Raw genomic sequence first — 26,677 nt, 5'->3', positions numbered from 1 at the left:
CTCCTAAAGCGCGATGCGCTTGTCGTCGTTGAGGGCATGGAGCAGCGCGGTGCGGAGCGCATCGAGGTAACGGTCTACGTCGTCTTCGGTCTCCAGTACGCCGTGGATGCCGATGGCGCTAATGCTCTTGACCGAGACGGTCTGCTTCACAGGAACCGGCGAGACCGCCGTGTCGTCGTCGCGAGGACGGGGGTTCTCGGCTAATTGGTCGAGGATGGTCGGGTAGGTGTGTTCCTCGAAAGTGTTGGCGATCTCGCGGACGACGGCGATCTGGCTCTCTCGACCGATCCGGTCGAGGATCGTGTTGACTGTCTGGGTCGCGTTGCGCTTGGCGGCGTCAGTGGCGTCGAGGTAGATCGTGCTGGTCTGGAGGGGCGCCCAACGTGAGTCGATCTCCAGGAGCGCACCGTCGCGGTTCGCGAGAAGCGCCTCGTCGATGCGCGCCTCAAGCTCGACTGCGGCGGCTTTCAACTTGGTCATCCGGTTGCCACGGAAGGCTTGCGGGTCTGCGAGGAGTCCGGCCACCTCCTGGCTGCTCCCAGAGGGCAGATAGTTGAGGTTGTTGGCGTTGGTCGCGAGGAGTTCGCTTGCCTCGTCGTAAATCTTGCGCTGGGCCCCGCCGAGGAAGGCTTGTATGGGGTCGATGATGCCTGTCTTCGCGTCGAGCAGATCATCGGAAGCGGCGAAGTCGGTCAGGTACCAGTCATCGGGCTTGCCCACGACAGAATCCAGCAGCGCGATCGGAGCTTCGAGCTGAGTCACGAAGGGGTACTTGGAGCCGCTGACTCGCGCCTTAAGCTCTTCACTCTTGGCGCGGAGGCGCTCGCTTGTGTGCCGGGCCAGTTCGAGCGGGTCTTTCGGCACGGCGGGTTCATCGAAGAAGTCCGTGCAGAAGGCCCGAAGTGTGGCGACCTTGCGCTGGTCGAAAGTCTTCTGAGGTGCGACGACGGCGTGGGAGTGCTTCTGTGTGTTGCGCAGGGCCGCGGCGACTTCGCTGCGCTTGAGGATGTTCGAGTCGACCGTGAGAGTGATCTTCGAGGTGCCGACGAGCCAGGCGACGACGCACTCGATGGAGGCGAGGTCCCATCCGTAGGGCTTGGCCTGGAAGTGATCGACGATCTTCTTGACGGTGATCTGCTCCCCGAGACGGTCGCGCTGCAGCACGTACGACAGCACCTCATCTGCCGGGGCCGCGAGGGCGTGGATCGCGGAGTCGTCAATCATGGCGGCCTGGTCGGGGTTCGCGAACCCGGCAACCTGCTGCTCGCTGTAGGTGCGTCCACCGAGCAGGCTGAGCTGCGTGTAGGTACGCGCGATGAGGTCTTGGAACCCCTCGGTGATCCGTGTGACTGCTTCCTGCGACCCGGATGTGAGGTCTGCGGCGTTGATCACGAGATCGGCTCGCCCGACGGCGCGGCGGATTCGCTCTACGAGCTCCTTCTCCCGCTGCGCGTTTTGAGTCGCCTTGGCGCGCAGAATCTGCTCCTCGACCGGCGAGAGCGAACTGGTCTGCTTGCGCTTGGTGTACTTCTCGGTCTTGATCAGCAGCCGCAGGTCGGCCAGCACCCGGTCGTCCGGGGCGAGGACCACGCGCAGTTCGTCCTTGCCCGCCGAGTGCATGCGAATCTCCTCCGGCCCGTAGGGGTACTCGGGAGTGATGAAGTGCAGCGAGAGCTCGCGCTGCTGACCGAACGCTTGGTCGTCGAGCTTGTATCCGAATGGGAAGTCTTGCCCGTTCTTCGCGTACCGGAGCTTGGAGGTCTTGACCACGTCACCGGAGAGAACCTTGTTCAGCCGGGTGGAGACCTCAGATGAGTCGATCTCGACGTTCTTGATCTCTTCCTCGATCACCTGCTCTTCGTTGGTCAGGTACTCGTAGACGTTGCCGTTGCGCTGCACGTACGTCTGGGTCTCCAACAGTGTGAGTGCGTCCTGGACCTGCTTGGACAAAGCCGGCAGGTCAAGTCCGAACCGGTCGTAGACCAGAACGGTCAGGTTGCGCGGAGTGGCCTGGAAACTCTCGACGTACTTCACCAGGAACAGCGCCTTGAGCAGTCGCACGGCGAGCTTGGTAACCGACGAGCCGCTGTCGGGCAGGTCGCGCTCGGCGCGGTCAATCGAGCGCTGCGCTGCGGACTTCAGCGACGCGCGGATGCCTGCGAACATGGCGTCGAAGGTGGCAAGTGAGCCGATCTCGACGTCGCCGATGTCCTTGGCGACCTGTTGGACGACGCCAAGCATGGAGCGCTCACCGACGGAGCTGTTGCGGCCTTCAAAGACGTTGTGGTCGGAGATGCCCTCAATGGCTGCTTGGAACAGCGGGAACTGGTAGCTGACGAACGGGTAGGTGCCGACGAAGTGGGTTTCGTCGGTGAAGTTGCGGTAGGTCTTCGCTCCATCGACGAAGTCGAACAGGGTCTTGAAGTTCGCTGACTCCTGCGCGTAGACGGCTTCGAGCACCTGGGTGCCCTTGTCGTTCTTCTCCAGCAGTCGCTTGCGGATGACCTCTTCGACGTCTGCGGAGGTGAGTTTCACTCGGGTCTTGAACCGGGCCTGAATCTTCGAGAAGTCGTTGCCCTGCTGCTTGGTGCGGTCGCCGACGACCTTGTCCATGTCCTCCTGTGAGGTCACGAACACCCAGGCCCGTCCGCCGCACTTCGTGTTGAGCGACTCGGCGATCGTCTGAAGATTCAGCATCAGATGCGTGTTGGAGCCGATGAACTGGCCGACCTCATCGACGAAGAAGTTCAATCGGTAGCCGGCGGGCTGCTTGTCCAGCCAGTCGCGGACCTCGTCGGCAAAGTCCTCAATCGAGACCGAGTACGTGTCCTGGTAGGTCTTCAGGATGTCCGGGGCGGTCGATGCGTCGAGCCCGGTGATCTTGGCGTACGCCTCGTTGACCTGCTTGCGCACAGTCGGAAGCCCGAAGCTCGGCCGACGCTCCACCCAGTCCCGGCCTGACACGGCAAGGAAAGCACTCTTGAACGCGTCAAGCTGACCCTCGTCGTCGAGCTGGCGCTCGAACCGAGCGATATGGCCTTGGTCGCCGTAGTAGCCGCGAGACTCATCGAAGACCTTCACGAACACGCGCAGCAGCGCGTCGGTCTGATCCTTGCTGATCAGGGTGGCCTTCTGATCGATGTTGAACAGCAGGCTCTTCGCAGGGATGCGGTCAGCCTTGTCGAGAAGGGGTGGCAGAAAGGCGTCTGCGGCCTTGGCACGGAAGCTCTCCGAGACCCGCTCGCGCGGGAAGTTGTCACCCTCCACGTCGCCGAGGAGATGTGCGAGCATTTTCAACAGGTGAGACTTACCGGAGCCGAAGAAGCCTGAAATCCAAACGCCGTTCGCGTTGGTGTAGTTCGTGTACGCCTCAAGCAGAAGCTCCAGTCCCTTGGCTGCTTCATTGGTCAGGACGTACTCGTCGACCTCGGTGCCCAGGTGGGCAACGTCATCAGCCTTGATGACGCCCTCGATGGGCCGCTGGACGTCCTTGGCGAAAATCTCAGTGAGGTGCATGGCGGTCACGGTTCCTGTTCCAGAATGTTCTTGGCGCGGTAGTACTGGTCGTCCTTCAACCTGCCGAACAGCACCAGCGATGAGCCGAGCGTGTCGGACTGCTCGTAGCGGCCGGGAAAGAACATGAGCATCGGTCGGCCCACCACGACGCTCTGCAAGTTGTTGAGCACGTTGTGAGAGCGGATGTAGGGGAAGACCTCGCCGATCCCGGTCAGGAACACGATGTCGAAGTCGCCGTCTGCGAGTCGTGCTCGGATCGCTGGTGCGAGGTGCTGCTGCGGGTTGAGCATGGACTGCAACATTTCGGTGAACTCGACCTTGTCCAGTTCGGGCTCGACCTCAAGCACCTCGTCCCAGTCTCCACGCGCCTTGAGCACCTCGACCGAAAGGTCGTAAAGGTTGATCTCGCGGACCTCGATGCCGCTGCTGGCCAGACGGTTCTTGACTCGCTTCTTCGCCTTGGCCACATCGAGAGCATGTTCCGGCTCGTAGGGGTAGATGAAGAACGGGACCTCGTTCGACAATCCCTCCATCTTCAAGAAGCGATCGCCACTGAGCACCGCAAACAGATGCTCTTCCTGGCGGGAAAGTTCGTGGGGCGTCACTCCACTGCCTCGTTGCTGTCACGAGTCGGAAGAAACCGCACATCGTCTGGGCGATGAGCCTGGATAGCACGGCACAGATCGTCGGACATAACGGCACCAAGAATCTCCGTTTCATACAGCAGGCCCGCTTCCTCAAGCATTCGGAAAACGGTCGCACGAAGCTTCTTCATCGTCGACTCACGCAACTCAGTGAGTTCTGGGTGCCAGAGCATCTTGCCGCGAACGAACCTATCGAAGTGCTCATATCGCAAGGTCGGGGTCAGCAACAGGTAGCGCTCACGCACAACTTCCTCCGCGAATTCTCCGATCAGTTGATAGCGTCGACAGGTTGCCAACCACATGACGTAACCACGCTCGGTCGCTACGCTTGAAGACAACAACAGAATCTCAGTAGGTGCTAGAGTCTCGAGTCTCTGAACCGTCTCTCGCACGCGACGGGCTGCAGTCGCCAGAGTCCGGGCACGGAGCAAGTTCTCTGCCCTCGCGACTCTTCGCACTTCGCCCCAGTCGCCAAGCGTCAGGTATGTCTCCGCCAAGATGCTGCCTTCAGGGACCAAGAGTGCGCCGGATGTGAACGACAACGTGTAGCGCGTCGGACCACTATCGCCGTTACCCACAGAACACCTCCTCGTCTTGCAGCATCGGCGTTACTAGGCTACCTCGGGCCTATGACACTGACGCGCTTCAGGCTTTGACGAAACGGGCGACGCCGTCGCATCGTAGTGGGGCGGAGACCAAACTTCACTCTCCGCCCTACGATTACTACTTGTATCCCAATCCAGACAATGGAGTTGGAGGCAGAGGCGCGTCGGTCTCTGACCAACGTTCAATCCCCACAAACGGCGCCCCTGAGGGATGAACCATCGTGTAGTAGCGGGATTCCGGTGCGCGCATACCGGGCTTCAAGCGAATTGGCCGTCTTGTCATCAAAGCTCCTTCTAAGACTCGGACACGCGCAGGACGGCATTGATGGCTTCGGTAGTCACTCAACAGAAACGCCCATTGTCTTGTGCCGTTCAGTCCCATGAACTCACGACCTCAGCAGCGTGTCACAACGCCCCTGCTGGGGTCGTGGTCGTTACCGGCGGGCCGGGCAGCGGCAAGAGTGTGATCGCGCTGTCGCTGCTGGGGGAGTTGTCCCGCCAGGGCCGCACCGTCCTGCACGCCACCGGCTCGCGCAGCTTCACCCAAACGCTGCGCAAGGTCGCGGGCAAGGGCTCAACCCGCACGCAGGCGCTGTTCAAGTACTTCAACTCCTTCATGGACGCCGACCGCAACGGCATCGAGGTGCTCATCAGCGACGAGGCGCACCGCATCCGCGAGACCTCCGCCAACCGGTACACGCCCAACAAGATCCGCGAGCGGGCTCGTCCACAGATCGAGGAACTGCTCGACGCCGCGCGCGTGCCCGTCTTCCTCCTCGACGAACACCAGGTGGTGCGCCCCGGCGAACTCGGCACGGTCGCCGACATCCGCGCCGCCGCGGCCCTGCGCGGCATCAACGTCCGCCAGGTCGACCTCACCGCCGAATATCGCGCCGGCGGCTCCGCCACCTACATCACCTGGGTTTTACGCCTCCTTGGTCTGGCGCCCGGCGGGCCGCTGACGTGGGAGGACGAGCCCTCCTACGCAATTTCCATCGCCGAATCCCCGGAGGAACTCGAAGCCACACTTCGCGCAGACCTCAAGGCGGGACGCACCGCCCGCATCACCGCCGGCTTCTGCTGGCCGTGGTCGGATCCCAATCCTGACGGAGGGCTCGTCCACGATGTCCGCATCGGAAACTGGACCAAACCCTGGAACGTCAAGGGGAACCGCGCCATAGGCGATGCACCGCCCTCGGCGCTGTGGGCGACCAACCCCGGCGGATTCGAGCAGGTCGGCTGCATCTACACCGCCCAGGGATTCGAGTACGCGAGCAACGGCGTGATCCTCGGCCCCGACCTCGTGTGGCGCGGGGATGGGTTCGTCTCCCGGCGCAGCGAGAACCGCGATCCGGACTTCCGCTCCGCCGCACGCGTTTCGGACGAGGACTTCGACCGGCTCGTCCGGAATGTGTACAAGGTACTGCTCACGCGCGGAATGGAGCGCACCGTGCTCTATTCGACCGACGTCGAGACTCGCGCGAAACTGCGCGAGCTGGTGAACCCGGGGTAGCGGCACCGGGCACGACCACAACTAAACACTGCGGAACGACAGGCTTCCGGAAAGGACATGCCTCCCCCGCCCTTCACAGGGACGAGGCATGTCATGACGAGTTGGATCCTGGCGATCGACGCCGACCATCCCCAACACTGGGACTACGCAAAGCGCGACAAGGTGTGGGATCTGCGCGTCAGACCGGCCGCACCCAGAACTGTGGGCAGGTCACAATGCGGGGTGTGCGTGGCTGACCGCAGACGAACTATCGCGCACACCTCACGGCCCCAGCAGCGACAGCGGTACAACACCGATCCCGTCTGGGCGGCGGTAGGCGGCGGGGCCGGTGTTGACAATGATCGCGTCCAAAAGGCGCGATCCTAGGTGTTGTCTCAGCCAATGCAGGTGGCGCGTGTCAGTGTCGTCTACGGTATTGGCGAGCTTCACCTCGATCGCCACCACGCTGTCGTCCTCGCGGACGACGACGAGGTCGATCTCATGGTCGCCGTTCTTGGTTCGCAGGTGCCCAACCGTGGCTTCAGCGGCCTGAGCCGATACACGGACGCAGAGTGTCACGAGCGATTCGAACAGATTGCCGAGCATACTGCCCGTGCCTGCAACCGGACGCCCCACGCCGTCGAGCAGTCGCTCAGGTGTCAATCCCAGCAGGTGAGCAGCCAGTGCCGGATCTGCAAGATGATGTTTCGGGTTGGCTCCCAAGCGAGTGAACGGGGAATGTGTCGGCGTCCATGCTGGCACCGGATCGAGCAACCACATCGAGGCGAGTGCATCTCGATACGCAATGGCAGTGGACCGCGCTGGCTTGTCGTCCTGACCCGGCGTTGCTGCGTCAAGAATTTGGGAGTAGCGGGCCGTCGTGGCCGTAGCCGCGGCATAGGATCGAAGCCACGCCAGCAGCGTGTCGGGCTTGCGAACAGTCACGCCCAGTTCCTCAAGATCGCGATCGACCGCGTTCCGAATGTATGACTCAATTTGGAAGCGCCGGGCCCTCGGGGTCAGGGGGCGGATCGCAGGCAACCCCGAACTGACCACTTCCTCGACATAGTCGGCCAGGTCCGCGGACGAGTTTCCCGCCAGATTCGGGCTGCCTCCCTGAAGCAGACCGGCAAGACTAACGGTCGGGATGGCGCTTCCCCGCTCAACTAGCGTCATTGGGCGCATGCGCAGGCGGCCTATCCTCCCGGCGCCGGAATGCGCTGGCGCATCAGAACGTGGGGTCGCGCTGCCCGCGAGCAGGAACTGGCCACCTGTCGGATTCGAGTCAACCGCACGGCGCACCACGTCCCACACGGCGGGGACACGCTGCCATTCATCAATCAGAAGCGGTCTTGGACGGTCGAGGATCCGCTCTGGGTCCGCGGCAATGACTTGTTGGACAGCACGCGTGTCGAGCCTTACTTGTTCGCGCGCTCGTTGCTCCGCCGTCGTTGATTTTCCAACGCCCTTGGGGCCGTCGATGGCGATTGCCGCAACATGGGGGAACAACTCGTCCAACTCAGTATCGATGGTTCTCCGCATGTATCCCATGCCCCTATGCTACATCTAGCAGGACTTCTATCAGACAACTAGCAGCATTCCTATTGGACGTTTAGCAGGACTTCTATAAGACAACTAGCAGGTTCTGATGAGGTGTTCCCGGCGGCGGTCGAATGGCAGATGGCGCTGAGATACTCTCGAAGCTAGATGGGGCATACCCCGCATCAGCCTTGAAATAACAGGCCGTCAGAAAACGCGGGCTAGTGTCCCATCGCTTTGCCCGCGAGATGTCCTCTTCGAGTCACCCGCCATCTCCGAACACAACACCCAGTCGCACGATGCGGCGCGCTCCGCGCTTAAGCGGGGATGGCCCGACGCGCCACCCGGCATCCGCCCTTCGCTCCCACACCCAACCACCCCGCATGGCACCATTCCCCGTTCGCGCACCCGGGTCACTCGTCCGGCCAGACCTCACCAGCGGAAACCTCAGTCCACTGTCCGCGCTTCGCAACCCGGCCGTCGCCAGATGACCGCCGCCGCGCTCGACGTGTCAGCCACGGCAGCACGTGTTCCCGGTAGTAGCGCAGTTCCGCAGTAGCGCTGCGGAGGGGATCGGACGAGTCTCCCGCGACGGGAGCCGCGACAGGAGCCTCGGCCGTCACGCCCATGCCATTGAGAACCCTCGCCGCGACCCGACGATGTCCCAGCGCATTCAGGTGCAGCCGATCCGCGGACCAATACGGTGCCTTGCGGGTCTCGGGATCGTTGAAGTTGTCCACGAACGAGACATGTCCGTGAAGTTTTGACTCAGCCAGCAGGCTCGCCGTCAGCGCCTGCCCGAGGCGATGCATCCGCCGCCCCGAGGGCAACCGGTCCGAAGGGTCCGGTCCGCTGATGATGACCAGGGCGATCCCCGCGCTGGCCGTTTCGTCGATCACCCGCTGGACGAGCCCGAACAGACGATCGGGGCGGTATACCGGGCGGAGCATGTCGTTGCCTCCGCCGTTGAAGGTCATCACCGTCGGAATCGGGGACAGGGACAACGCCTGCGGCAACTGCTCCGCCACGATGGGCCCCATTCGGCGCCCTCGGATTGCGAGATTCGCGTAATGGATCGGCTCGCCCGCCGCACGTGCCAGTCCCTGCGCCACCAGGTCAGCCCAGCCGCGAACCCCGCCGCCGGGCAAATCGTCGCCCACGCCCTCCGTGAAGCTGTCTCCCAAGGCCACGTACCGCATCAATTCAGCGTAGACCTCGGCGGTCGTACCGGTTCTCTTCCGCGGGCTATCCGACCCGCCCGCTCCCCTTCGCCCGCTTCATGCCGGACGTATCAACGGCCTCGAATGCGGACGATGGAATCGTCTTCAAATCGCTGATCAGCCGCTCGCCCCACCGCTCATCGGCCTCGCCCTGGAAGTACCAGGGCGAGCCGTTGTCGGCCAGCACCAGCCCGTACTTCTTCATCGCCTTGATGACGACCTTGGCGTCGCGCGAATACCCCTTGGTTGAAAAGTTCGCCTTGAGTCGGAATCTCGCGCCCATGGGCGGTCTCGTCTTCGCGGAGCCGGAACCGGCGTCGTGGCGCGCGGGCCAGATGTGCCGCGCCGCCGTCGCGGGCGCGGTGAAGCGAATGGCGTGATCCACTCGTCCGGCCTTCACCTCGCTGTACCGCAGCAGCCCGGGCAGGATCGGCAGCCCGGCGGCGTCGGCCGACGTCCAGGTGTCGGGCCGCAACTTGTTGCTGCGCAGCGACCACGTCGCACCCGAGCCGGCCGTCCACGTGCCACCCCTCTTGCGCAGGTCGTAGAGCTCGTACAACCGGCACGTCTTCGCGTTGACGATGATCGCGTGGCGGTCGCCATCGGCGTTCTTGCCGCCCTCGATCCGAGTCTTCGCATTGAGCGGATAGCGCACGCGGTCGCTCTCGTCCGCGTAGTCGAACCGCACCTTCACCCCGGCCTTCTTGCCCGAAACGACGGTGATCGGGATGCCGTAGGGGACCTCGCCTTTGCCCGCGGGCCCGAAGTCGGGGTGCAGATCACGCTTCCCGATCGCCTTCTTCCACCGCGCGCTATACCGGTGCACCGGCAGCTTCGAGACGTCCGCATTCCAGTAGTTGTCCGCCGGGAAGACGCTGCAGTTCGTCCCGGCGACTGTCGCTCGCCCCGTGCCCTTGGCCGGGAGAACCGCGGCCGGCGCCGCTTGCGCATCCGCCGGCGGGCCAGGCTGGGCGACCAGTGAGAGCCCGGCGGCCAGCGCCAGCGCGGCCGCCAGTGTGATCACGCGTCGTTGCATGCTTCGCTCCGTTCGGTTGGGGCGCGGGGATTCATGGACGAGTTCTCCGTCGCGAGCCTACGACGTCATTATCCTTGCGCGAGGCCTCCCGCACCTCGAACGCCCGTGGCTGGCATCGCAGCGAAGACGTTGGGCGCGCTGATCCCGCCACCAAGCCGGCGCGGATTCCTCGTCCACAAAACCGCGCGCCTGGAACAATGGCCGCATGTCTATCTCCTGGGACACCATGCCGCGCGTCCCCGCCGCGACCCTCGCGTCGGTGCTGGAGACCGTCACCATCCTGCCGTTAAATGTGCTGCGGCCCCTTGATGCCGACCTGGTGCCCCAGATCATGGAATTCCTCGAGGAGCATCGCATCCTCGCCTTCGTGCGTAGTGGAAACGGCTTCGGGATGCCCACCGCCGACCTGATCGACCTTCCCGTGGACACCGCCGCAGGGCGGTGCATCAACGCAGACGCCTTTGGATGGACGAGGCCCGCCATGCGCCCGAGCGAACTCGCGCAAGGGCTGGCAGACCGGCTGGGGCGGCTCGTCGTCACGGACGAACTGTTCGCGTCGATGCCGGGCGGCACCACCGTCGATCTGGCCGCTCGGCCCGAGCACTGGTATCAGGTGTGGCTGGGGCGCCGGCCCACGGAGTTGACCCGGCTCGCACGTAAGGCCGCCGAGCCGGCGCTCGGCACCGGAGTCATGGACAGTTCGCGCTGGGGGTGGCGGCGCGAAATCGGCAATGAGGGGTTGCCTGCGCTCCTCGCGCGCGTATCCGGCGCCGACCTCGTCGAGATGCAGGTGCGCGACCTGACGCTGCTGGCGACCGCGTCCCGGCCGCTCGCCCTGGCGACGGGCGTCAGCGTGCCACCCGAGCGTCGCCCCGTTTACGAACTCCACCGCACGGCGGCTTCCGCGCTTCTGCTGCGTAGCGATCCCGAACCCGGCCGCGACGTCCTGGTCCGGCTCAGCGCGCATCCGGGGCACCACATCAGCGTTCCCCCGGAATCGCTGGCGTCGCGCATCCTGTTCGCGTTGCTGTTGTTCAACGACGTCCCCTTCGCCAGAACGGGCGGCGAACTGGAGGTCAGGGTCGCCGACGAGATCCTGCGCGTGCAGCATGGCCTGCCCCTGGCCGGCCTCCCGGCGCGATTGGCCGCGATCTGCCGGGTCATCGACGACTTCCCCCACGAGATGCTCGCCGAGCCTCCGCGCAACGAGGGCAGCGCTGTCACCCACTTGGCGCCGCGCGATGAGCAGACGGGCAGCCCCGTCGCGGATCCGCGAGCGCAGTGCGCGCCTCGGCCGTATCGGTTCCGCTACGAGGCACCCAGCGGACTGAATCGCCTCGTGCGCCAGGCGACGATCACCGCCGCCTTCCTGATCGGCACCACTTTGCTCCTCGTCTGGTTCCTCTGGGCCAACCTGGAAAGCCCTGGCTGCTACGCCGGATACACCTGCGACCAAAGTCAGTTGGCGTTGTGGACCATGCGGCTGCTCGTCGCGTTCGCCGCCTACCGGGCGACGGTCACCGTGGGTAAGGCGTGGCGTCTCTGGCAGATCTGGGGTCGATCGGGGAGGAGTCCCTACCCGTTCGAGTTCTGACGGGAAGCCCTCTGACGGCGAACGCTCTGGCCCGCCCTCTCAGCGCTTCTTGCGCGTGGACCACAGGGCGGCGGCTACCAGGACCGGCTGGAAGAACAACCGGGCGAAGAGCTTGGTGTCCGTGTCGAGGCCGAAGCCGTCGCGGTGGTGGAGCCACTGCGACACATTGCCGGGGAAAACGGCCGTAAAGAACAGTGCCGCGACTCGGCCGATCGCGGAGCGCCGCTTTCGCGCGAGAAGCAGTGCGCTCCCGAGGGCTATCTCCACGACGCCCGACGCGACCACGGTGGCGTCCTCGTCCAAAGGAACGAACTCCGGCACCTGCGCCTGGAATTCGTCCCGGGCCACCGTCAGGTGGCTCACGCCCGCGCCGACTAGCAGTCCGCCCAACAGCACCCGCACCAGAGATCGCATACCACCATGGCATCGCGCTCTACTGCGATGCGCAACCGGTAGGCGGATGGCGGGCCAGTCCGGGTGGCGGGTGAGGACGGAAGCGGCCCGCCGCCCGCGGCGGCGCGTCTGCAGGACGGCGCCGCCTAACCGATCCATCGTGCTGTATTCCACGCAGACCCGGAAGGGCAAGAACACGCTCGTCTATCAGCTCATAGCGGCCGATGGCAGAGTGCTGAAGACGAGCAAGTGGAAGAACGTTAACTTCGCGCTCACGGCCACACCCGTTGTGGCGGGCAACCGGCTGGTGTGGGTGGATGGCGAAACGTACTGGTCAGGCAATTCCGGCAAGTACGTCTGGTTCCTGTACTCGGTGGACATCAAGAATCCCGCCGCACCCAAGTTCTAGGCCCGCTAACCTCCTGCGACGCGCGGCGGCAAGTCGATCGACTCCCTCGGAACCGGCGCCAAGGCCCGGCCGAGCCTGCGTCCGACTGGACCGGAGATCGACCGGGTCGCACGCGCGACCGACCTCCGCGCCGGCGGGGTACCACCCCCCGCGGGCAAGTCCTCCCCCGGACCAGGCCCCGGCCCGGTCCGGGGGAGTCGTCCACCGTCAGCGGCCGCCTAGCGGACCTTACTCGACTTCACCGACCACACGGACCGGCTCGCATACCCGGGTGCCCCGTAGGTGACTTTCACGCGCAACCTCTTCCCGCGGTCTCCGCTGCGCACCTTGTACGAGGCGACCGTTCCGCGCTTCCCGGCGATTTTCTTGCCGCCCCGATACCACCGATAGGTCACCTTGATGCCGGCGATGCGAGGCCGCGCGGCGCGCACCTTGACCTTCTTGCCGGTCTTGGCCTTGCCGCCGAGTTTCGCGCGCTTCAGGCCGGTGAGATTGCCCTTGACCACGCCGCCCGTCGGCGAGGAGACGGACGACACGCTCGCGTACCCAGCCTTGGCCGCGGTCACGCGCACGGCGATCCGCGCCCCCAGGTCGGCCGCGCCGAGCTTCAAGGTCCGCCCCGTGGCGCCCTTGATGGGCGCGCCACCGCGAAGCCACTGGTAGGTGAACGTAGCGGCCGGCTTCACTGCGGGCGGGGTCGCCGTCAGCACAGACCCGACACGGGCCGTTCCCACGATCCGAGCCGGCGTCTCAGCCTTCAACACCGGCTTGGTGCCCGGATCCGGATCATTAGGTTCCTCGCAGGAATCGTCGCCCGCGCCCCCGCCACGTCCGCCTACCCCAACGTCACACGGATCCTCACCGGGATCCGGATCCGCGGCAACCACGGGACTGGTCGTGATCGACCCGACGAACAGATCGGTATAGCCGTCCTTCTTGAGCGCAACGTTCAGCGTGATCTCGTGCCCCAGCGCCTCGGCGGGCACCACCAGCTTCCCGTCCCACGTCGTCTTCTGGTATTTGCCATCCCAGTGCCAGTCGGACCATATCGCGTCGGGCACGGGATTGGACGTCAGGGTCATCGTCAGCGTCTTGCCGACCTTCGCCTCTCCCTCCAGGCGTAGATCGCTCGCGGTCAGCACCCCCGGCATCACGACGATCTGCGGTGACAGCGGCCCCACATCGGATGTATACCCGTCCAGGACGGCGCGCGTGGTGAACTTCAACGTCTTGCCCACGTCGGCGGCAACCGGGGTGTAGGTCTGACCCGTCGCGATGGCGACGTTGTCCCGCCACCACGTCCCGACCTTCGTGGCCGGGTCGATGGGCTTGAACGTGGCCCACTCGCCCGTCAGCGGCTCTCCCACCCGGCCGCTACCCGAGATGGCACCGCCTGTGACGATTTTCAACCGCGGCACGCCGTACAGGGCGAAGCCCCTGCCGACAGCCAGATTCTCCGGCATGCCACTTACGGCAGGCGGCGTGCCGATCGTCCCGGTCTTGTCGCCGAACACCCGGGGGGTGGAATAGCGCGCGCTCATCGCCACCGACACGTCCACGCCGGCGGCGATCCGGTAGAAGGTGTCATTCCCGTCCGTCGGCACGTTCAACTGGCCGTGCGAATTGCTTCCCCAGGCGTGGATCTGCCCGTCGTTGGTCAGCGCGAGGATGTGCTGCGATCCGGCGGCGATCTGCGTCACCGTCTTGCCGGTGAGGCTCGCGGGCACCACCAACTGCCCGGCGTTGCCGTCACCCCACACTAGAACGCGGTGATCGGCCGTCATGGCGACGTTGAAGTCCCAGCCCGAATCGAATGCGACCACGCCCGCCTGCTGAACCCAGTCCGGGATCGAGCCCTGCTCGTAGTCGTTGTTGCCCCACGCCCAGAGCTTGCCCGTGTCGTCCATCGCGACCGCGTGCCGCAGCCCCGCGCTGATGGCGACGACGTTGCGGGTGGCGAGCGCAGCGGGGACCTTCAGGACATTGCTGATCGGTGAGCCCCACGCCAGCACCTTGCCGTCCTCGGTCAGCGCGAGAGAGAACTGCGCCCCGGCGGCGACCGCCTTGAACTTGCGCTGGGCGATGTCCTCCGGCACGCTGCCCTGCCCGTACGGGGAGTCACCCCAGGCCCACAATTTCCCGTCCGTCGTGACGGCGAGCGCATGGTCGCGGCCCGCCGAGACGTCGGCGATCAGCCGGCTGGCATCCGTGAGTGCCGCCGGGATGGCCGTCGGGGCAGTCGCACCCCAGCCGCTCAGCACCGTGGAATAGACCGGCTGGGCGGCGGCCGTGATGGACGAGTTCTCCACCGCGATCCCGCCTGTCGCTCCCGAGGGTGAACCGGCGGCCTGCGCGACGACGCCTCCCGTCAGTGCCCCTCCGATGCCGATGGCGGCCGCGAGCGCCAAGGTGGGGACGGATCGTGCGGCGCGACGCAGGCCTCGTCCCTGAGCGGCCAGCCCATCTGCGCCGACCTGACCAGCGATGAGCGCCCTCTTCGTCCTCAGCGGGCGAAGCCATGCGGCGAGCCGGCCCCGCGGATTCGTTGCGGTCCGCAGCGCACGCGGCGCCCGCTCCAGGCGGGGCGCGCGGTCATCGCGCGGTAACCCAGCCACTCCGCCCATGCCGGGCAGATCCGGCACGTTCCTGACGCTCAGGTTCTCGCGCAGGCCGCGCTCGAACTCGCCCAGCTCCCACCTCTCACCCGCCGGACCGGTGTGAGTGGCGCCCCCTCGACGCATTCTCATCTCGTGTTCCTTTCAATCGCCGCGCATTGCGCAGAATCTGCCGTTGGTAGCGATCACGCTAGGGTCGGGCGCCGCAGGGCGGCTTAGCCCCCACTTGAGTGCCACTGGCTCCTGACTAAAGAAGTCGGCGAACGGCCTGTGGATACCTTTCCGGGATGCCCTAGAGCGGATACGCTCGACATGGTGAACCTAGGAGTGCTCGGCCCCCTCGTCGCGCAGCGCGATGACGGCTCGACTATCGATCTCGGCGCCCGCAAGCAGCGCCGCCTCCTCGCCGTGCTCGCGATGCATCGCGGCCATTCGCTGTCGATCGGCGCGATCGTCGAGGCTATGTGGGACGATCCGCCGGCCAGCCACGCCGTCGTCCTGCAGGGCTACGTCTCGGGGCTGCGCAAGGCGCTCGAACCATCCCGCGCACCGCGCGCCGAGGCCCGCCTCATCGTGACGACCTCGACCGGCTACATGCTCACACTGGACGCCGCAAACACGGATGCCGGGCGATTCGAAGCCGCCGTGGAGCAGGCGCGCGCCGCGTTCTCCGCCCCTTCCAACCGTCCCTGGCAGCCCGCCACGCCGCCCGATCGGACCGAGGTCGCGCTCGCCGCATCCGCCTTGGACGACGCCCTGGACCTATGGCGCGGCGAACCGTACGCCGAACTCGACGATTCCCTCGCCGCGCACGGCGAACGCTCGCGCCTCGAGGAACTGCGCGTCCAGGCGCACGAACTGCGCGCAGCCATGCGCATCGCCCTCGGGGACGCGCACGGTGCCATCGCAGGACTCGAGTCCCTGGCGAGCGTCCAACAGCACCGCGAATCCCTCGCCATGCTGCGCGCCGTCGCGTTTGCGCAGGCCGGACGCCAGGTTGATGCGCTCGCCACCCTGCGCGCGTTCCGCTCGGACCTGCTCGATGATCAAGGACTGGATCCGTCACCGGCCATCGCCGCGCTGGAGGAGCAACTGCTCCAGCAGCGCCTCGGGGAACTCGTCCTTCCCGGAAGCCACGAAACCGCGGGTGGGAACGGCGACGCCCCGACCGGTATCGCTGGCGCCGTTGCGCAGGGGAGTGGGAAGGGCGCGGCGGACGAGGCCTCCGCCGCTCCTCCCGCCCCCGCATTGGCCCAGGCGGACGCCCCCACGCTCAAGGTCGGCATCGTGGACGACCATCCGATCTTCCGCATGGGGATGGTCGGGTTGCTCGAGAGCCTGCCGGGCCTCAGCGTCGTGGTCGATGCCGACGGGCCGGACACCGCGCGCGAGCAGGTCACAGGGGAGGTGGATGTTCTGCTGATGGATCTCGACCTGGATGGAGCATCGGGAATCGAGCTGACGCGCGAACTCCTGGGCGTCCATCCCGGCCTGAAAGTGCTCGTCATGACCATGCACGACGAACCCGACTGGGTCGATCGCTCGCTGCACGCGGGCGCACACGGCTACCTGATCAAGTCCGCGCAAGCCGACGAGATCGAACGAGCCATTCACACCGTCGCCCGCGGCGGATTCGTCGTGGACAGGGTTGCCGCGCGCGTCGTGCGCGAGGCGCTGTCGGGCCGCCAAGACGACGGGTCGAAGCGGTGACCCGGCCCACGGCGCCGGCTGACGCGCAAGACGACGGGTCGAAGCGGTGACCGGATCTCCGGCGTCAGGGGAGGCCGCGGCGCACCGTCACGCGGACACGACCGGCGAATCGGCGCGGCCGACTCGCGGCTGGACGGTGGCCGCGTGGGCGTTCGCCGGCGTGTGCTGGGGGCTCGGCGCAGCGGCGATCGTGCTGCATCTGGTCACGGGCGACGTCCCGGACATCCTCGCGGACTGGATCATGGACCTGACCGTCACCGCGATCTACCCGATCGTGGTCCTCATCCTCCTGCCCCGCGTGCGCGCCGCGGCGGTGTGGGTGCTCATGGCGCTCGCTCTCGGCTGCGCGCTGGTCGCGTTCGGCGAGCAGTACGACGCGCTGGGCGGCCGCCCCTTCTCCCTGCCGGGCCAGGGCATCTTCGCCTACGGGCGCATCTGGATGTGGATGCCCGGCACCTACGGCCTGATCGCGGTCCTCCCGTGGCTTATCCGTGGCGGCGTCCGGCACCCATCGGCTCCGGAGGCCCGCCCCGCCGAACCCGGCGCCGCGCTTCCGCACACCGAACCCGGCACCGCGCTTCCGCACGGCCGAGCCGGCACCGCGCTTCCGCACGGCGAAGCCGGCATCGCGCTTCCGCACGGCGAAGGGAGACTGCAGACGCGCTCCTGGCGCGAACGTGCGCGAACGCTCGTGCCCGCTGCGGCGTTGTCGATCGCCGCCGTCGCGATCGTGCTCGCCACGGTACGCAACGCGACTATCCTCCTGCCTCCGCCCTCCCCGCCAAATCCCCTCTCAGTGGCCTCATGGCAGGGCTTCACCGGACGCCTAGGCCTGTGGCCCGAGTGGGTGATCACCGGGATCGGCGTCCTCGCCCTCGCCTACCTGATCTCGTGGTGGCGAGCGGAGCGCGCGGCCGGTCGGCCTCGCACCGGCATCGGCTGGCTCATCGCGGCTCAGGCCCTGCTGATCGTCGCCTTCGTCCTCTTCTTGTGGCCCGTCGGCCCCGAACTGGCGGACGCCGCCGCCGAGGTGTCCGGCACCGCCCTCATCATCGCCCAGGCGTTCCTGCCCGGGGCCGTCCTGGTGCTCGTACTCGGGCGCAGGCTCTGGGGCGTGGACGCGACCGTGAGCCGCTGGCTGACCTGGACCGTGATGACGGTGATCGTCGTCGCAAGCTACTTCATCATCATCGGCTTGGTCGGTGCGTGGCTTCCCGTCGACTCGTCCGTTTCGGTGGCCATCGCCATCGGCGCCGTGACGCTGGCCATCACCCCCGCGCGGCGACGCGTTCAGCAGCGCGTGGACCACCTGGTCTACGGCGCGCTCGCTACGCCGCGGCGCGCAAGCACGGCAGTCTGGTCAAGCCTCGACGACGGCACCGGCGACCTCGGGGTGATCGCCGAGTCGCTGCGGGACGGAATGCGGCTCGCGGCCGTGCGCATCAATCCCACGGGCAGCGCGAGTGTGCCCAGCGCGCAGGACGAGGACTCCCTCGCGCTCGTCAGCCGCGGGCGCGAGGTCGGCACGCTCGTGGTCGCATCGCGCCCCGGTGAAAGGCTCGATGCCCGCACCCTGTCGGCGCTGGAACAGGTGGCGCGACTGCTCGCGATCGTCGTCGACCTGCAGCAACTCAACTCGTCGCTCACGACCGCCCGGGCACGACTGGTCGACATCCGCCAGGACGAACGCCGCTCGCTACGCCGTGACCTGCACGACGGGCTCGGTCCCGCCATCGCAGGGCTCCGGCTCGCGGTGGGCGCCGCGATCAACCAACTCGCCGCCGACCCGGACAAGGCGCGCGGCATGCTCGAACGCGTGCACGACGAACTCGCCCGGCGCGGCGACGACATCCGGCTCATCAGCCGCTCGATGGCGCCAGCCGAGCTCGAGGACGGCGACCTCGCGGGGGCACTGGCGCGGCTCGCCGACCGGTTCAGCAGCGGTGCGCTGCTCGTCACCGCTCACGTTGCGCCGGGAGCGGAGCTACCCGCGAGCCACCAGGTGGCGATCTATCACATCGCCGCCGAGGCGCTGATGAACGTCCACCGCCACTCCGGCCCGAGCCGCTGCGAACTGCGGGTGCGCGGCGTCCCCGGTGGCGATGACCTCGGCAGCTCGGTCGTGGTCGAGGTTCGCGACGACGGCCACGGCTTCGCGGACGCGAACGCGGGCGTCGGCCTGAGCTCGATGCGCGAGCGCGCCGAGGAACTCGGTGGCACCTTCGCGATCGTGTCGACCGTGGCTCCCCCCAGCACTGCTGACCCGAACGGGACGCAGGACTCGTCCAATAACCCCCGCGCCGCGAGCATCGGCGCCGAGACCCCCCGCACCGCATCGGCCGGAACCACGATCCGCGTCACGCTCCCGGCTCAGGCTCGAACCCAGGCCCAGGTTGGATCCCCCGCGCGCGAACGAAGCCCCGGGCATGACAAATCCCCCGCCGCGCAGCTGAGCTGACGCGACGGGGGACTCGTCCGGCCGCTACTTGCGGACCTTGACCGCCTTGCTGAAACGCGACTTCGAGGCGTAGCCCGCCCGCTTGGCCGTCACCTTGACCCGGATCTTCTTACCCCGATCCTTCTTGGTGAGCCGGTACGCAGCCTTGGTCGCGCCCTTGATCGGCTTCGAGCCGCGATACCAGCGGTAGGTCACGCTCGTCGGCTTAACGCCCCACGTGCCCTTGCCGGCAGTCAGCTTGCGCCCCACCTTCGCGGTGCCCTTGATCTTGGGCGCTTTCTTGGATGTGATCTTCTTCGCGCCCGTGCCGGCCTTGACCGGTTTGTACGGCTTGATCGTTGCCGCGGACCAGGATGGCTGAGAGCCGCCGGAGATCACGAGCCGCGCCTTGATCGTGGTGCAGTCGCCCGGATTCAGTTGATCGACCACCCAGATGCCGTCGGGTTCCTCCCACGCGAGCGCCTTCGAATCGGCCGAGAACGTGGGGTTCGCGAAGCCCTGTGCCGTGTTCGTGACGCATACCGGTGTCGGGATCGGCGGGCGAGCGCCCGCTTTCGGGTTGCCCGTCACGTCGTACCAGATGATCGAGGACTCATCGAACTCGCCGCGCACGGCGGCCGCGTGCTTGCCGTCGGGGGAAAGCGCCGGATCGTTGAGGATCTTGTCGTCGGGGGTGTAGGAATCCTCGTCGAACCAGAAGAAGTCGCCGCGCGCCAGGTCGTAGAAGCGGATGATCTGCGTCAGCCAGCCATCCACGATCACGCGGGATGGCGACACCCACTCCGGGTTGTCGTAGTGCGTCACCCCATACGCGCCAGGCGGGGAGACCTTGGTGGACGAGGTGAAAGCGGTGACGGCCCGCACGTAGCAGCCCCAGCTGCACGAATAGAAGTGGTAGGTGTACGCGATCAGCGTGCCATCGTGCGAGATGGCGAGCTTGGCCGGGGCGCCGTCGAGCAGATTGCCCGCGGAGTCCTCCAGCGCGGGCAGGTCGAGCGTGTTCAGGACGTTGCCCGATTGGTCCATCCGGTAAACCAGTGGTCCGCGCCCGGCCACGACGATGCCCGCGTTGGACTGCGTCGGCGAGTACCAGGGGTTCGATGACGTGCCGGTCGTCGTGACTGCGCGCGCGTTCCTGCCGTCGCCGTCCGCGATCCAGACGTTGGAGTTCTTGACGAAGAGGATCGACCCGCCGCCAGTGGCCGCGGTGGCCGGCGCGCTCCCGGTGGCCAGGGCGAGGGGCAGGGCGATGACGAGGGCTCCCACGGCCGCGATGAAACGGCGAAAGCGGGTGAGAGTTCCGTCGGAGCGCGGCCGGATCGGCGGCTGCGCGGACGAATGAGATGCGGGAAGGTCTGGCATGTTTCCTCCTTGTTGGTCGAAATGGCTGGCGCGGCAGGTGCCGGTGGGCCCAGTGGCCGGCGACCGCTCGCGAGCGCCGCGGAATATCGGCACCCGGCCGCGGAGCGGCATGTGGTTTCGATCGTGACCGGCGCCGCTATGACGCCACTACAGGCCCGCTTACTCCCACCGGCCACCTCGCTGAAGCGCGCCTCTAGCGGACCTGAAGTTGCAGGGGCGACAACTGATGCATGACCGCCAGGCGCCGCCTCACGGTCAGCCATCAACAGGCCGCGAGGCCACCGACGAGAGGAAGCACCATGACATCGCTGTGGGAGAAGGTCCGGGGACGCGCCGGTCGAATGCAGGACACACCGGGAACTGCGACCCTGCAAGATGCGGGCGGGCGCACCGAGAGCGAACGCGGATTGCAGGCAGAACTCGCGGCGGGTTTTCACACCGGTTTCGAGCACACTCCGGCCGCCGTCGCCGCGCCGAGCGACGTGACCGAGGTCGCCCAGGTGCTCGTCCGCGCGCGTGAGGAAGGGCACCGCGTCACCGTGGTGGGCCGGGGGCACGGCCATCTCGGTCCCATCCAGGACGGCGTCGCGCTGCTGACATCGAGGCTCGCCGGAGTGACCGTCGATCCGGTGGCCAAGACGGCTCGGGTGGGGGCGGGCTCCACCTGGGCGGAAGTGATCTCGGCCGCCGCAGCGCACGCGCTCGCCCCCGTCACCGGCTCGGCGCCGGGCGTGGGCGCGGTCGGCTACACGCTGGGCGGCGGCCTGAGTGTGCTGGGCCGAACCCTCGGCTGGACGAGCGACACGGTACGAGGTTTCGAGGTCGTGACGGGCGAGGGGCGAATCCTGACGGTGTCGCAAACCGAGCACCCGGACCTGTTCTGGGCGCTGCGCGGCGGTGGCGTGCGCGGGGTGGTCGTCACCGCCATGACCATCGACCTGTTCGACATCGCGACGCTGTATGGGGGTGGCCTCTACTTCGGCGCCGACGACGCGGAAAGCGTGGTGCGAACCTTCGCGACCTGGTCGGCGGACCTGCCCGACGAGTTCAACACCTCATTCGCCCTGCTGCGACTGCCAGACATCGAGGCGATTCCCGGACCGCTGCGCGGACGCTTCGTGGTGCACGTGCGGGTCGCGGCGCTGCTGGGCTCCGCCGAGGCGGAGCAGATCCTCCGCCCCGTTCGCGCGGCAGGAACACCGCTCCTGGACACGCTCACCGACATGCCCTTCTCGGCCATCGGGTCCGTTCACGCTGATCCCGATCAGCCGACCACGTCGATGACCGGCGGCATCCTGCTGAGCGACTTCAGCGTCGACGCGGCCGAGGCGCTCCTCTCGGTGGCTGGTCCCGCCTCGCCGCTCCCGCTTCTCGGCGTCGAGATCCGTGTCATGGGCGGTGCGCTGTCACGGGCTGCCGCGGAACCCAGCGCGGTATCCGGTCGCGGTGCGGGTGCGCATCTCTTCGTGGTCACCCCGCCGATCGCAGACCCAAGCGCGGAACTGCCCTTCGCCGGGGCCGCAGGGGCCGTGTTCGTGGCTATGCAGCCGTGGGCGACCGGAGGGACGAACGCCAACTTCCACGGCATGCTCACCGAGCGCGTGTCCACCGCGCGGCCGTGGGACGAGGAGACCGAAGGGCGACTCGTCCACATCCGCGACGCCTACGACCCCGAGGGCCGCATCGCCACCCGGCTATGACCCTCGCCTCCCTGGATGCGGCTGGCCCTGCGCGTCGCGAACGCGCGGCGACGCGCGGCGGGCGTGGCGAGGCGAGGCGTGGCCTACCGGATCAACGTGCGATGAGCGCCTTGCATCTCCATCCACCAGTAACAAACGTGAAAGGGAACTACGTCATGCATCGAAAAGGTTTGCCCGCCTCCTTAGGCTCCATGCTGGCATTGGCGGTCGCGGCAGTGGTCCTCGCCGTGATGGTTGTCGCCAGCGCCGCTCAGGTCGCGCATGCAGCCGCCGGGAGCGGATCGATCGTCTACATCAAGGGGTATAACGTCTGGATCGCTCGAGGCGACGGTTCGGGCCAGCGGGCCGTCACCACGGGCGGTTCGTTCGCCAGCCCGTGGCATTCACCCTCGCAATCGGACGCGGGGCTCGTCGTGGCCGTTCAGGGTTCGCTGGTCTATCAGATGGACCAGTGGGGCACTGTCAAGCGGACACTCGATCCGCCGCAGTTGACCAATTCCGCTGGTCAGCCGATGGACGGCAACATCGCGCAGGCCACGATCGCGCCCGACGGCAGCAAGATCGCGTACACGTACACGCAGTACACCTGCCCCATCGGCGCGAGTTGCCAGTGGCGCTCGGTCACCGGCTACACCGACACGACTGCACTCGTTCCGGCGTCGAAGTACGGCACCACCTACTTCGACGATCCATCGTGGGTGACGAACAGCCGTGCGCTCGTCAGCGGTGGCTACCTGTTCCAGATCAACCTGCACGACCTGGGACGAGGCCAGGCATCTCACTGGTTCGATGATTCGGACATCTACGCGGACGACACCGACCTGGGCAACGCGGAGGTTTCGCGCGATGGTCAGCTGCTCGCCGCAGTGCGTGGGTACGGCGACGATCAGCAGATCATCTGGTACCGGGTCGAGGGCAATGCGCGCACGGGCAGCCCCGGCCTGCCCGAACCCATGTGCTGGACGCAGACCGGCCGTGGAATAACCAACCCGACGTGGTCCCCCGACGGGACCGCGCTGGCGATAGAACAGCCGGAAGGCATAGAGATCACGCGCGACGTCCAGCACTGCGGAGCGATCCCGATGGCGTTGCCTGGCGGTTCGGAGCCCGCCTGGTCGAACGCACAACTCTCCACCAGACGTCCGGTAGCGCCCACGACGATCAAGCGATTCACTGCGAAGAAGAAGCCCAAAGTGATCGGCAAGCCGAAGGTCGGTAAGACACTTCGAGCCACGGCCGGTTCATGGTCACCGTCGCCGAAGTCCGTGACCTTCCAGTGGACCCGCGACGGCAAGCGGATCGCCGGCGCCACGAAGGCGAAGTACAAACTCAAGAAGAAGGACCGCCGTCACCGCATCGGCGTGCAGATCACGATCAAGCGAGCGGCATACGTGACGGTCGTGAAGACGATCAAATTCAAGCGCATACGCTAGGCCTGGCATCACCGGCCACGATGGCAAGGAATGAATGATGACGAGTACCGAGAACTGGCTGCCCGCAAGTTTTGTGCATCCGCTGCGAGTCGACTTCAGCGAGTCGATTTACCTGCGCCCCATCCGGGCGAGCGACGTCGACATCGACCTGATCGCAGTGCACGCCAATCGCGACATGTTGTGGGAACAGTACGGCGAGGCCTGGGGCTGGCCGCCTGTGGACATGACCTTGGACGAGGATCTCGCCGACCTCGCCCGGCACGCCGAGGAGATCGAGCGGCACGAGTCGTTCAACTATGCGATCCTCAGCGGCGCAGAGGGCGGTCCTGATCAGCGCCTGCTCGGTTGCGTCTACATCGATCCGCCGCAGTCGGACGAGCCGGGCGCGCGTCCTGAGGTCTCCTGGTGGTGCGTCGCCGACGCACCGCCCGCACTGAGTGCCGGCTTGGGGGACTTCGTGCGGTCCTGGATCGCGGACGAGTGGCCTCTGTCCGCCCCGGCCTTCCCGTTCAACGGCTGAGGCTCGCACCGCCTGGGGCAAGGCGCGTATTCCCTGCTGATAGGTGGGGAATACGCGCTGCTCGTCCTCGAGTCGCCCCCGGGCAGTGGGGCACTAAGCCAGCGCCCTGATCCGATAGACGGTCACCCCGACCAGGAGGCAGGCGGCCGAGCCGAGCAGGAACCACAGGGTGTAGCCACCCATACCCATGGCGACCCCGGCCGCAAGCACGCTCGTGCCGATCGCGGGGGCGAGCACCTGCGGCAAGACGGCCGCAACGTTCAGCATCCCCAGGTCCTTCGCCGCGTCCGCGGCGTTCGGCAGGACCTGGCTGCCCAGCGCGAGGTCCACGGCGAAGTAGGCGCCCACGCCGAGACCCAGCAGCCCCTGCGCCACGATGACGAACGGCACCGATGGAGCGAACGCCATGAGCGCCAGCGCGCTCGCCATGATGAGCCCGGCCACGGCGAGGAACGGCCGCCGCTTGCCGATCCGGTCCGACAGGGCGCCGGCGATGGGGCTGGAGACGATCATCGCGATCGCGGCGGCGATGTTCGAGTACAGCATGGTGCGCGCCACTCCGGACTCGTCCAGACCGAACGTGTCCGACAGGAAGTAGGGGACGTACGCGGCGATGCCGTAGTAGCCGAACATCGCGCAGAACCGCGTGAGCCACATCCACCCGAAGTCCGGGTTGCGCCGCGGATTGAAAACGAACGACCCGGCGAAGTACCGCAGCGAGAAGCGGCCCGCTGGACGAGTGGTGCGCGGAGAATCCTTCAGCCGTGCCACGAACCAGGCCGCGAGGCCCACGGCGACCAGGCCCGGGAGGGCGAACCGCAGACCGTCGGCCGCCACCAGGTTCACCACGAGCGTGCCGCCGAGTATCGCGAGCGGGCTCGTCATCCCGACCATGCCGGTCACTTTGCCGCGCTGGACGCCCGGAATCTGATCGGCCAGCGTCGCGTTAGTCGCCGCGAACGCCGCATTCACCGCGAACTGGGCCGCGCACCAGGCGAACGCCAGGAGCGGCACCGATGTTGTGAGCCCACCGAGCAGGAGCGCCCCGAGCGCCACCACGGCGCCGCCCAGGATCCAGGGCCTTCGCCGCCCGAAGCGGGACATCGTCCTATCGGAAAGCCGACCGGCGAGCGGGCTCGCCACCAGGGCGGACAGTGCGCCCAGCGACAAGATGAGCGAAAGCGCGGCGGTGGCCTCGTCCTGCGAGACGATGTGCTTCACCTTGAACGACAGCGCGACCATCGCGGGGGTGAAGACGGCGAGGTAGAGGCCGAAGCTCGCGGCGAAATACCCCCGCGCATAGCGATTCAGCGTGCGTGGCGCCAGAGGAGCGGTGGCGGGCGAACTCATGGCTGTTCCTCAAAGGCGTCAGTGCTGGTCAACGAGTGCCCGAGGGCACGCTTCGAACCTACCGCATGGCCGGGGCGGGAAAATCGGCATTCGTCCCCCGGCGCCGGTCGCGACGAACCCGGCGCCGCCCGCAACGAGTTGGCGACGCCGGGTGCCGGGGCGATGGTCGGCCTACGACCAGGAGTTCCAGTTCTCCCACAGCGAGCCGCTGAAGTTGAGCCGGCCGCGCTGGTCCGCCTGCCAGTTTCCGCCCCACTTCTCGATGCTGACGCCGCCCACGCGATACCCATTCAGCTTCAGGCCGCGGGACTGGGTGTGCTCGTTGCCGATCGTGACCGGTGTTCCTGAACCGTCCGTGTAGGCCTCGAAGCGCGAGAACTGGTTGCGGTCGGCTTCCGATCCGGACCGCACCGGGCGATCCCACCCATCGATCGACAGGTTCTTGATGAGGATGTTCTCCGTGTTCGACTGCGCATACACGCTGATGGCGCAGTTGACCGGCCCTTCGACGACCGTGTCCTCAATGGTGATGTTCTTCACCGTCTGGGAGCGGTCGGCGGTGTTGGTCGCGCCCATGTCCGCCCAATGCGAGGACGAGTTCACCACGCAGGTGTTGTACTGGTGATTCCATGGGTGCATCCGATTGTGGATGACCTGCGTTCCGCGCACGGTCACCCCGTCGATGTTGCGCGGTCCCCAGCCCCACTGGATGACCGGACCGTTCTCGAACTTCCACACCACGGTGTTATCGATCGATACGCCCGAATGGTAGATCTTCAGGACATCGTCGTTGGCGTTGACGAAGGAATCGGTCATCCGCGAGCCGGTGTACAGCTCGGGCCCGTCGGTCTGCCAGTACCAGGAGCCGACCTGCTTGAAGTGCTCGACGCGCATTTCGAAGGTGTTCTCGTCGCCGTGCACCACGAACGAGTGGTACGGAGGCTCGGCGATGGTCACGCCGTGCAGGTCGAGATACTGCTGACGGCCGCCCGCGGAACTGAACTGCAGCATCTTCACGCACGAGCCATGGCAGTTGTCGGAACTTTGCGCGCGCCGCTGATAGCCGTTCGCCAGGTCGGAC

Annotated in this window: 19 protein-coding genes; 8 read left to right on the top strand and 11 right to left on the bottom strand. The window is 66.6% G+C overall.

Annotated elements, in window-relative coordinates; genetic code table 11:
• Positions 1 to 3: 3 nt before the first annotated feature.
• The 3 genes from brxC to FB461_RS08140 are packed head-to-tail and all read right to left on the bottom strand — an operon-like array spanning position 4 to position 4,738.
• A complete protein-coding gene (gene brxC / locus FB461_RS08150) occupies positions 4 to 3,516 on the bottom strand; it encodes a BREX system P-loop protein BrxC (protein ID WP_142121348.1) in 3,513 nt (1,170 codons plus the stop codon).
• A 5-nt stretch (positions 3,517 to 3,521) separates the two neighbouring features.
• The gene (locus FB461_RS08145) at positions 3,522 to 4,121 is read right to left on the bottom strand and encodes a DUF1788 domain-containing protein (protein ID WP_142120949.1); all 600 of its coding nucleotides are present in this window, start codon (positions 4,119 to 4,121) and stop codon (positions 3,522 to 3,524) included.
• Positions 4,118 to 4,738 (bottom strand): DUF1819 family protein, encoded by a 621-nt coding sequence (locus FB461_RS08140; protein ID WP_142120947.1) that lies wholly within the window; start codon positions 4,736 to 4,738, stop codon positions 4,118 to 4,120. Before FB461_RS08140 ends, FB461_RS08145 begins: the two co-directional genes overlap by 4 nt.
• A gap of 454 nt (positions 4,739 to 5,192) precedes the next feature.
• Here FB461_RS08140 and FB461_RS08135 point away from each other — a divergent pair, with 454 nt between their 5' ends.
• Positions 5,193 to 6,278, top strand: coding sequence for a DUF2075 domain-containing protein (locus FB461_RS08135; protein ID WP_246046152.1), 1,086 nt, complete (start codon positions 5,193 to 5,195; stop codon positions 6,276 to 6,278).
• Between the two features lie 261 nt (positions 6,279 to 6,539).
• Here FB461_RS08135 and FB461_RS08130 read toward each other — a convergent pair whose 3' ends face one another.
• From FB461_RS08130 to FB461_RS08120, 3 genes are all read right to left on the bottom strand, one after another.
• Complete coding sequence (locus FB461_RS08130) at positions 6,540 to 7,808, bottom strand: ATP-binding protein (RefSeq protein WP_142120942.1); 1,269 nt, start codon at positions 7,806 to 7,808, stop codon at positions 6,540 to 6,542.
• A 401-nt stretch (positions 7,809 to 8,209) separates the two neighbouring features.
• Positions 8,210 to 8,995, bottom strand: a complete 786-nt coding sequence (locus FB461_RS08125; RefSeq protein WP_142120940.1) for an SGNH/GDSL hydrolase family protein — start codon at positions 8,993 to 8,995, stop codon at positions 8,210 to 8,212.
• Positions 8,996 to 9,041: 46 nt separating this feature from the next.
• Positions 9,042 to 10,052: a hypothetical protein gene (locus FB461_RS08120; protein WP_142120938.1), complete on the bottom strand. Its 1,011-nt coding sequence runs from the start codon at positions 10,050 to 10,052 to the stop codon at positions 9,042 to 9,044.
• Positions 10,053 to 10,257: 205 nt separating this feature from the next.
• On the opposite strand from FB461_RS08120, the gene FB461_RS08115 reads away from it, so the two are divergent.
• A complete protein-coding gene (locus FB461_RS08115; protein ID WP_142120936.1) occupies positions 10,258 to 11,646 on the top strand; it encodes a hypothetical protein in 1,389 nt (462 codons plus the stop codon).
• A gap of 39 nt (positions 11,647 to 11,685) precedes the next feature.
• On the opposite strand, the gene FB461_RS08110 is transcribed toward FB461_RS08115, so the two are convergent.
• Positions 11,686 to 12,060 (bottom strand): DoxX family protein, encoded by a 375-nt coding sequence (locus FB461_RS08110; RefSeq protein ID WP_142120934.1) that lies wholly within the window; start codon positions 12,058 to 12,060, stop codon positions 11,686 to 11,688.
• 139 nt (positions 12,061 to 12,199) lie between these two features.
• Between FB461_RS08110 and FB461_RS08105 the strand changes: the two genes are divergently transcribed.
• Positions 12,200 to 12,448, top strand: a complete 249-nt coding sequence (locus FB461_RS08105) for a hypothetical protein (protein WP_142120932.1) — start codon at positions 12,200 to 12,202, stop codon at positions 12,446 to 12,448.
• 218 nt (positions 12,449 to 12,666) lie between these two features.
• Here the strand turns inward: FB461_RS08105 and FB461_RS08100 are convergent, their stop codons facing one another.
• A complete protein-coding gene (locus FB461_RS08100; RefSeq protein WP_142120930.1) occupies positions 12,667 to 15,195 on the bottom strand; it encodes a hypothetical protein in 2,529 nt (842 codons plus the stop codon).
• Between the two features lie 180 nt (positions 15,196 to 15,375).
• On the opposite strand from FB461_RS08100, the gene FB461_RS08095 reads away from it, so the two are divergent.
• Both FB461_RS08095 and FB461_RS08090 read left to right on the top strand, forming a co-directional pair.
• On the top strand, positions 15,376 to 16,773 hold the full coding sequence (locus FB461_RS08095) for a BTAD domain-containing putative transcriptional regulator (protein WP_142120928.1): 1,398 nt from the start codon (positions 15,376 to 15,378) through the stop codon (positions 16,771 to 16,773).
• A gap of 46 nt (positions 16,774 to 16,819) precedes the next feature.
• A complete protein-coding gene (locus FB461_RS08090; RefSeq protein ID WP_142120926.1) occupies positions 16,820 to 19,231 on the top strand; it encodes a GAF domain-containing sensor histidine kinase in 2,412 nt (803 codons plus the stop codon).
• A 24-nt stretch (positions 19,232 to 19,255) separates the two neighbouring features.
• Here the strand turns inward: FB461_RS08090 and FB461_RS08085 are convergent, their stop codons facing one another.
• Complete coding sequence (locus FB461_RS08085; protein ID WP_142120924.1) at positions 19,256 to 20,593, bottom strand: hypothetical protein; 1,338 nt, start codon at positions 20,591 to 20,593, stop codon at positions 19,256 to 19,258.
• A 299-nt stretch (positions 20,594 to 20,892) separates the two neighbouring features.
• On the opposite strand from FB461_RS08085, the gene FB461_RS08080 reads away from it, so the two are divergent.
• From FB461_RS08080 to FB461_RS08070, 3 genes are all read left to right on the top strand, one after another.
• Positions 20,893 to 22,293, top strand: coding sequence for an FAD-binding oxidoreductase (locus FB461_RS08080; protein ID WP_170222669.1), 1,401 nt, complete (start codon positions 20,893 to 20,895; stop codon positions 22,291 to 22,293).
• A gap of 191 nt (positions 22,294 to 22,484) precedes the next feature.
• Positions 22,485 to 23,726: a PD40 domain-containing protein gene (locus FB461_RS08075; protein WP_170222668.1), complete on the top strand. Its 1,242-nt coding sequence runs from the start codon at positions 22,485 to 22,487 to the stop codon at positions 23,724 to 23,726.
• 34 nt (positions 23,727 to 23,760) lie between these two features.
• Complete coding sequence (locus FB461_RS08070) at positions 23,761 to 24,246, top strand: GNAT family N-acetyltransferase (RefSeq protein ID WP_142120917.1); 486 nt, start codon at positions 23,761 to 23,763, stop codon at positions 24,244 to 24,246.
• A gap of 93 nt (positions 24,247 to 24,339) precedes the next feature.
• Here FB461_RS08070 and FB461_RS08065 read toward each other — a convergent pair whose 3' ends face one another.
• Together FB461_RS08065 and FB461_RS08060 are read right to left on the bottom strand one after the other, a co-directional pair.
• Complete coding sequence (locus FB461_RS08065) at positions 24,340 to 25,596, bottom strand: MFS transporter (RefSeq protein ID WP_142120915.1); 1,257 nt, start codon at positions 25,594 to 25,596, stop codon at positions 24,340 to 24,342.
• A gap of 171 nt (positions 25,597 to 25,767) precedes the next feature.
• On the bottom strand, positions 25,768 to 26,677 hold a 910-nt coding region (locus FB461_RS08060), incomplete at its 5' end, for a family 49 glycosyl hydrolase (protein WP_170222667.1).

This window comes from Rarobacter faecitabidus (assembly GCF_006716265.1).
Lineage (GTDB): Bacteria > Actinomycetota > Actinomycetes > Actinomycetales > Cellulomonadaceae > Rarobacter > Rarobacter faecitabidus.
Note: the sequence above shows the minus strand (reverse complement) of the source record. Positions and strands in the feature narration are given on the sequence as shown.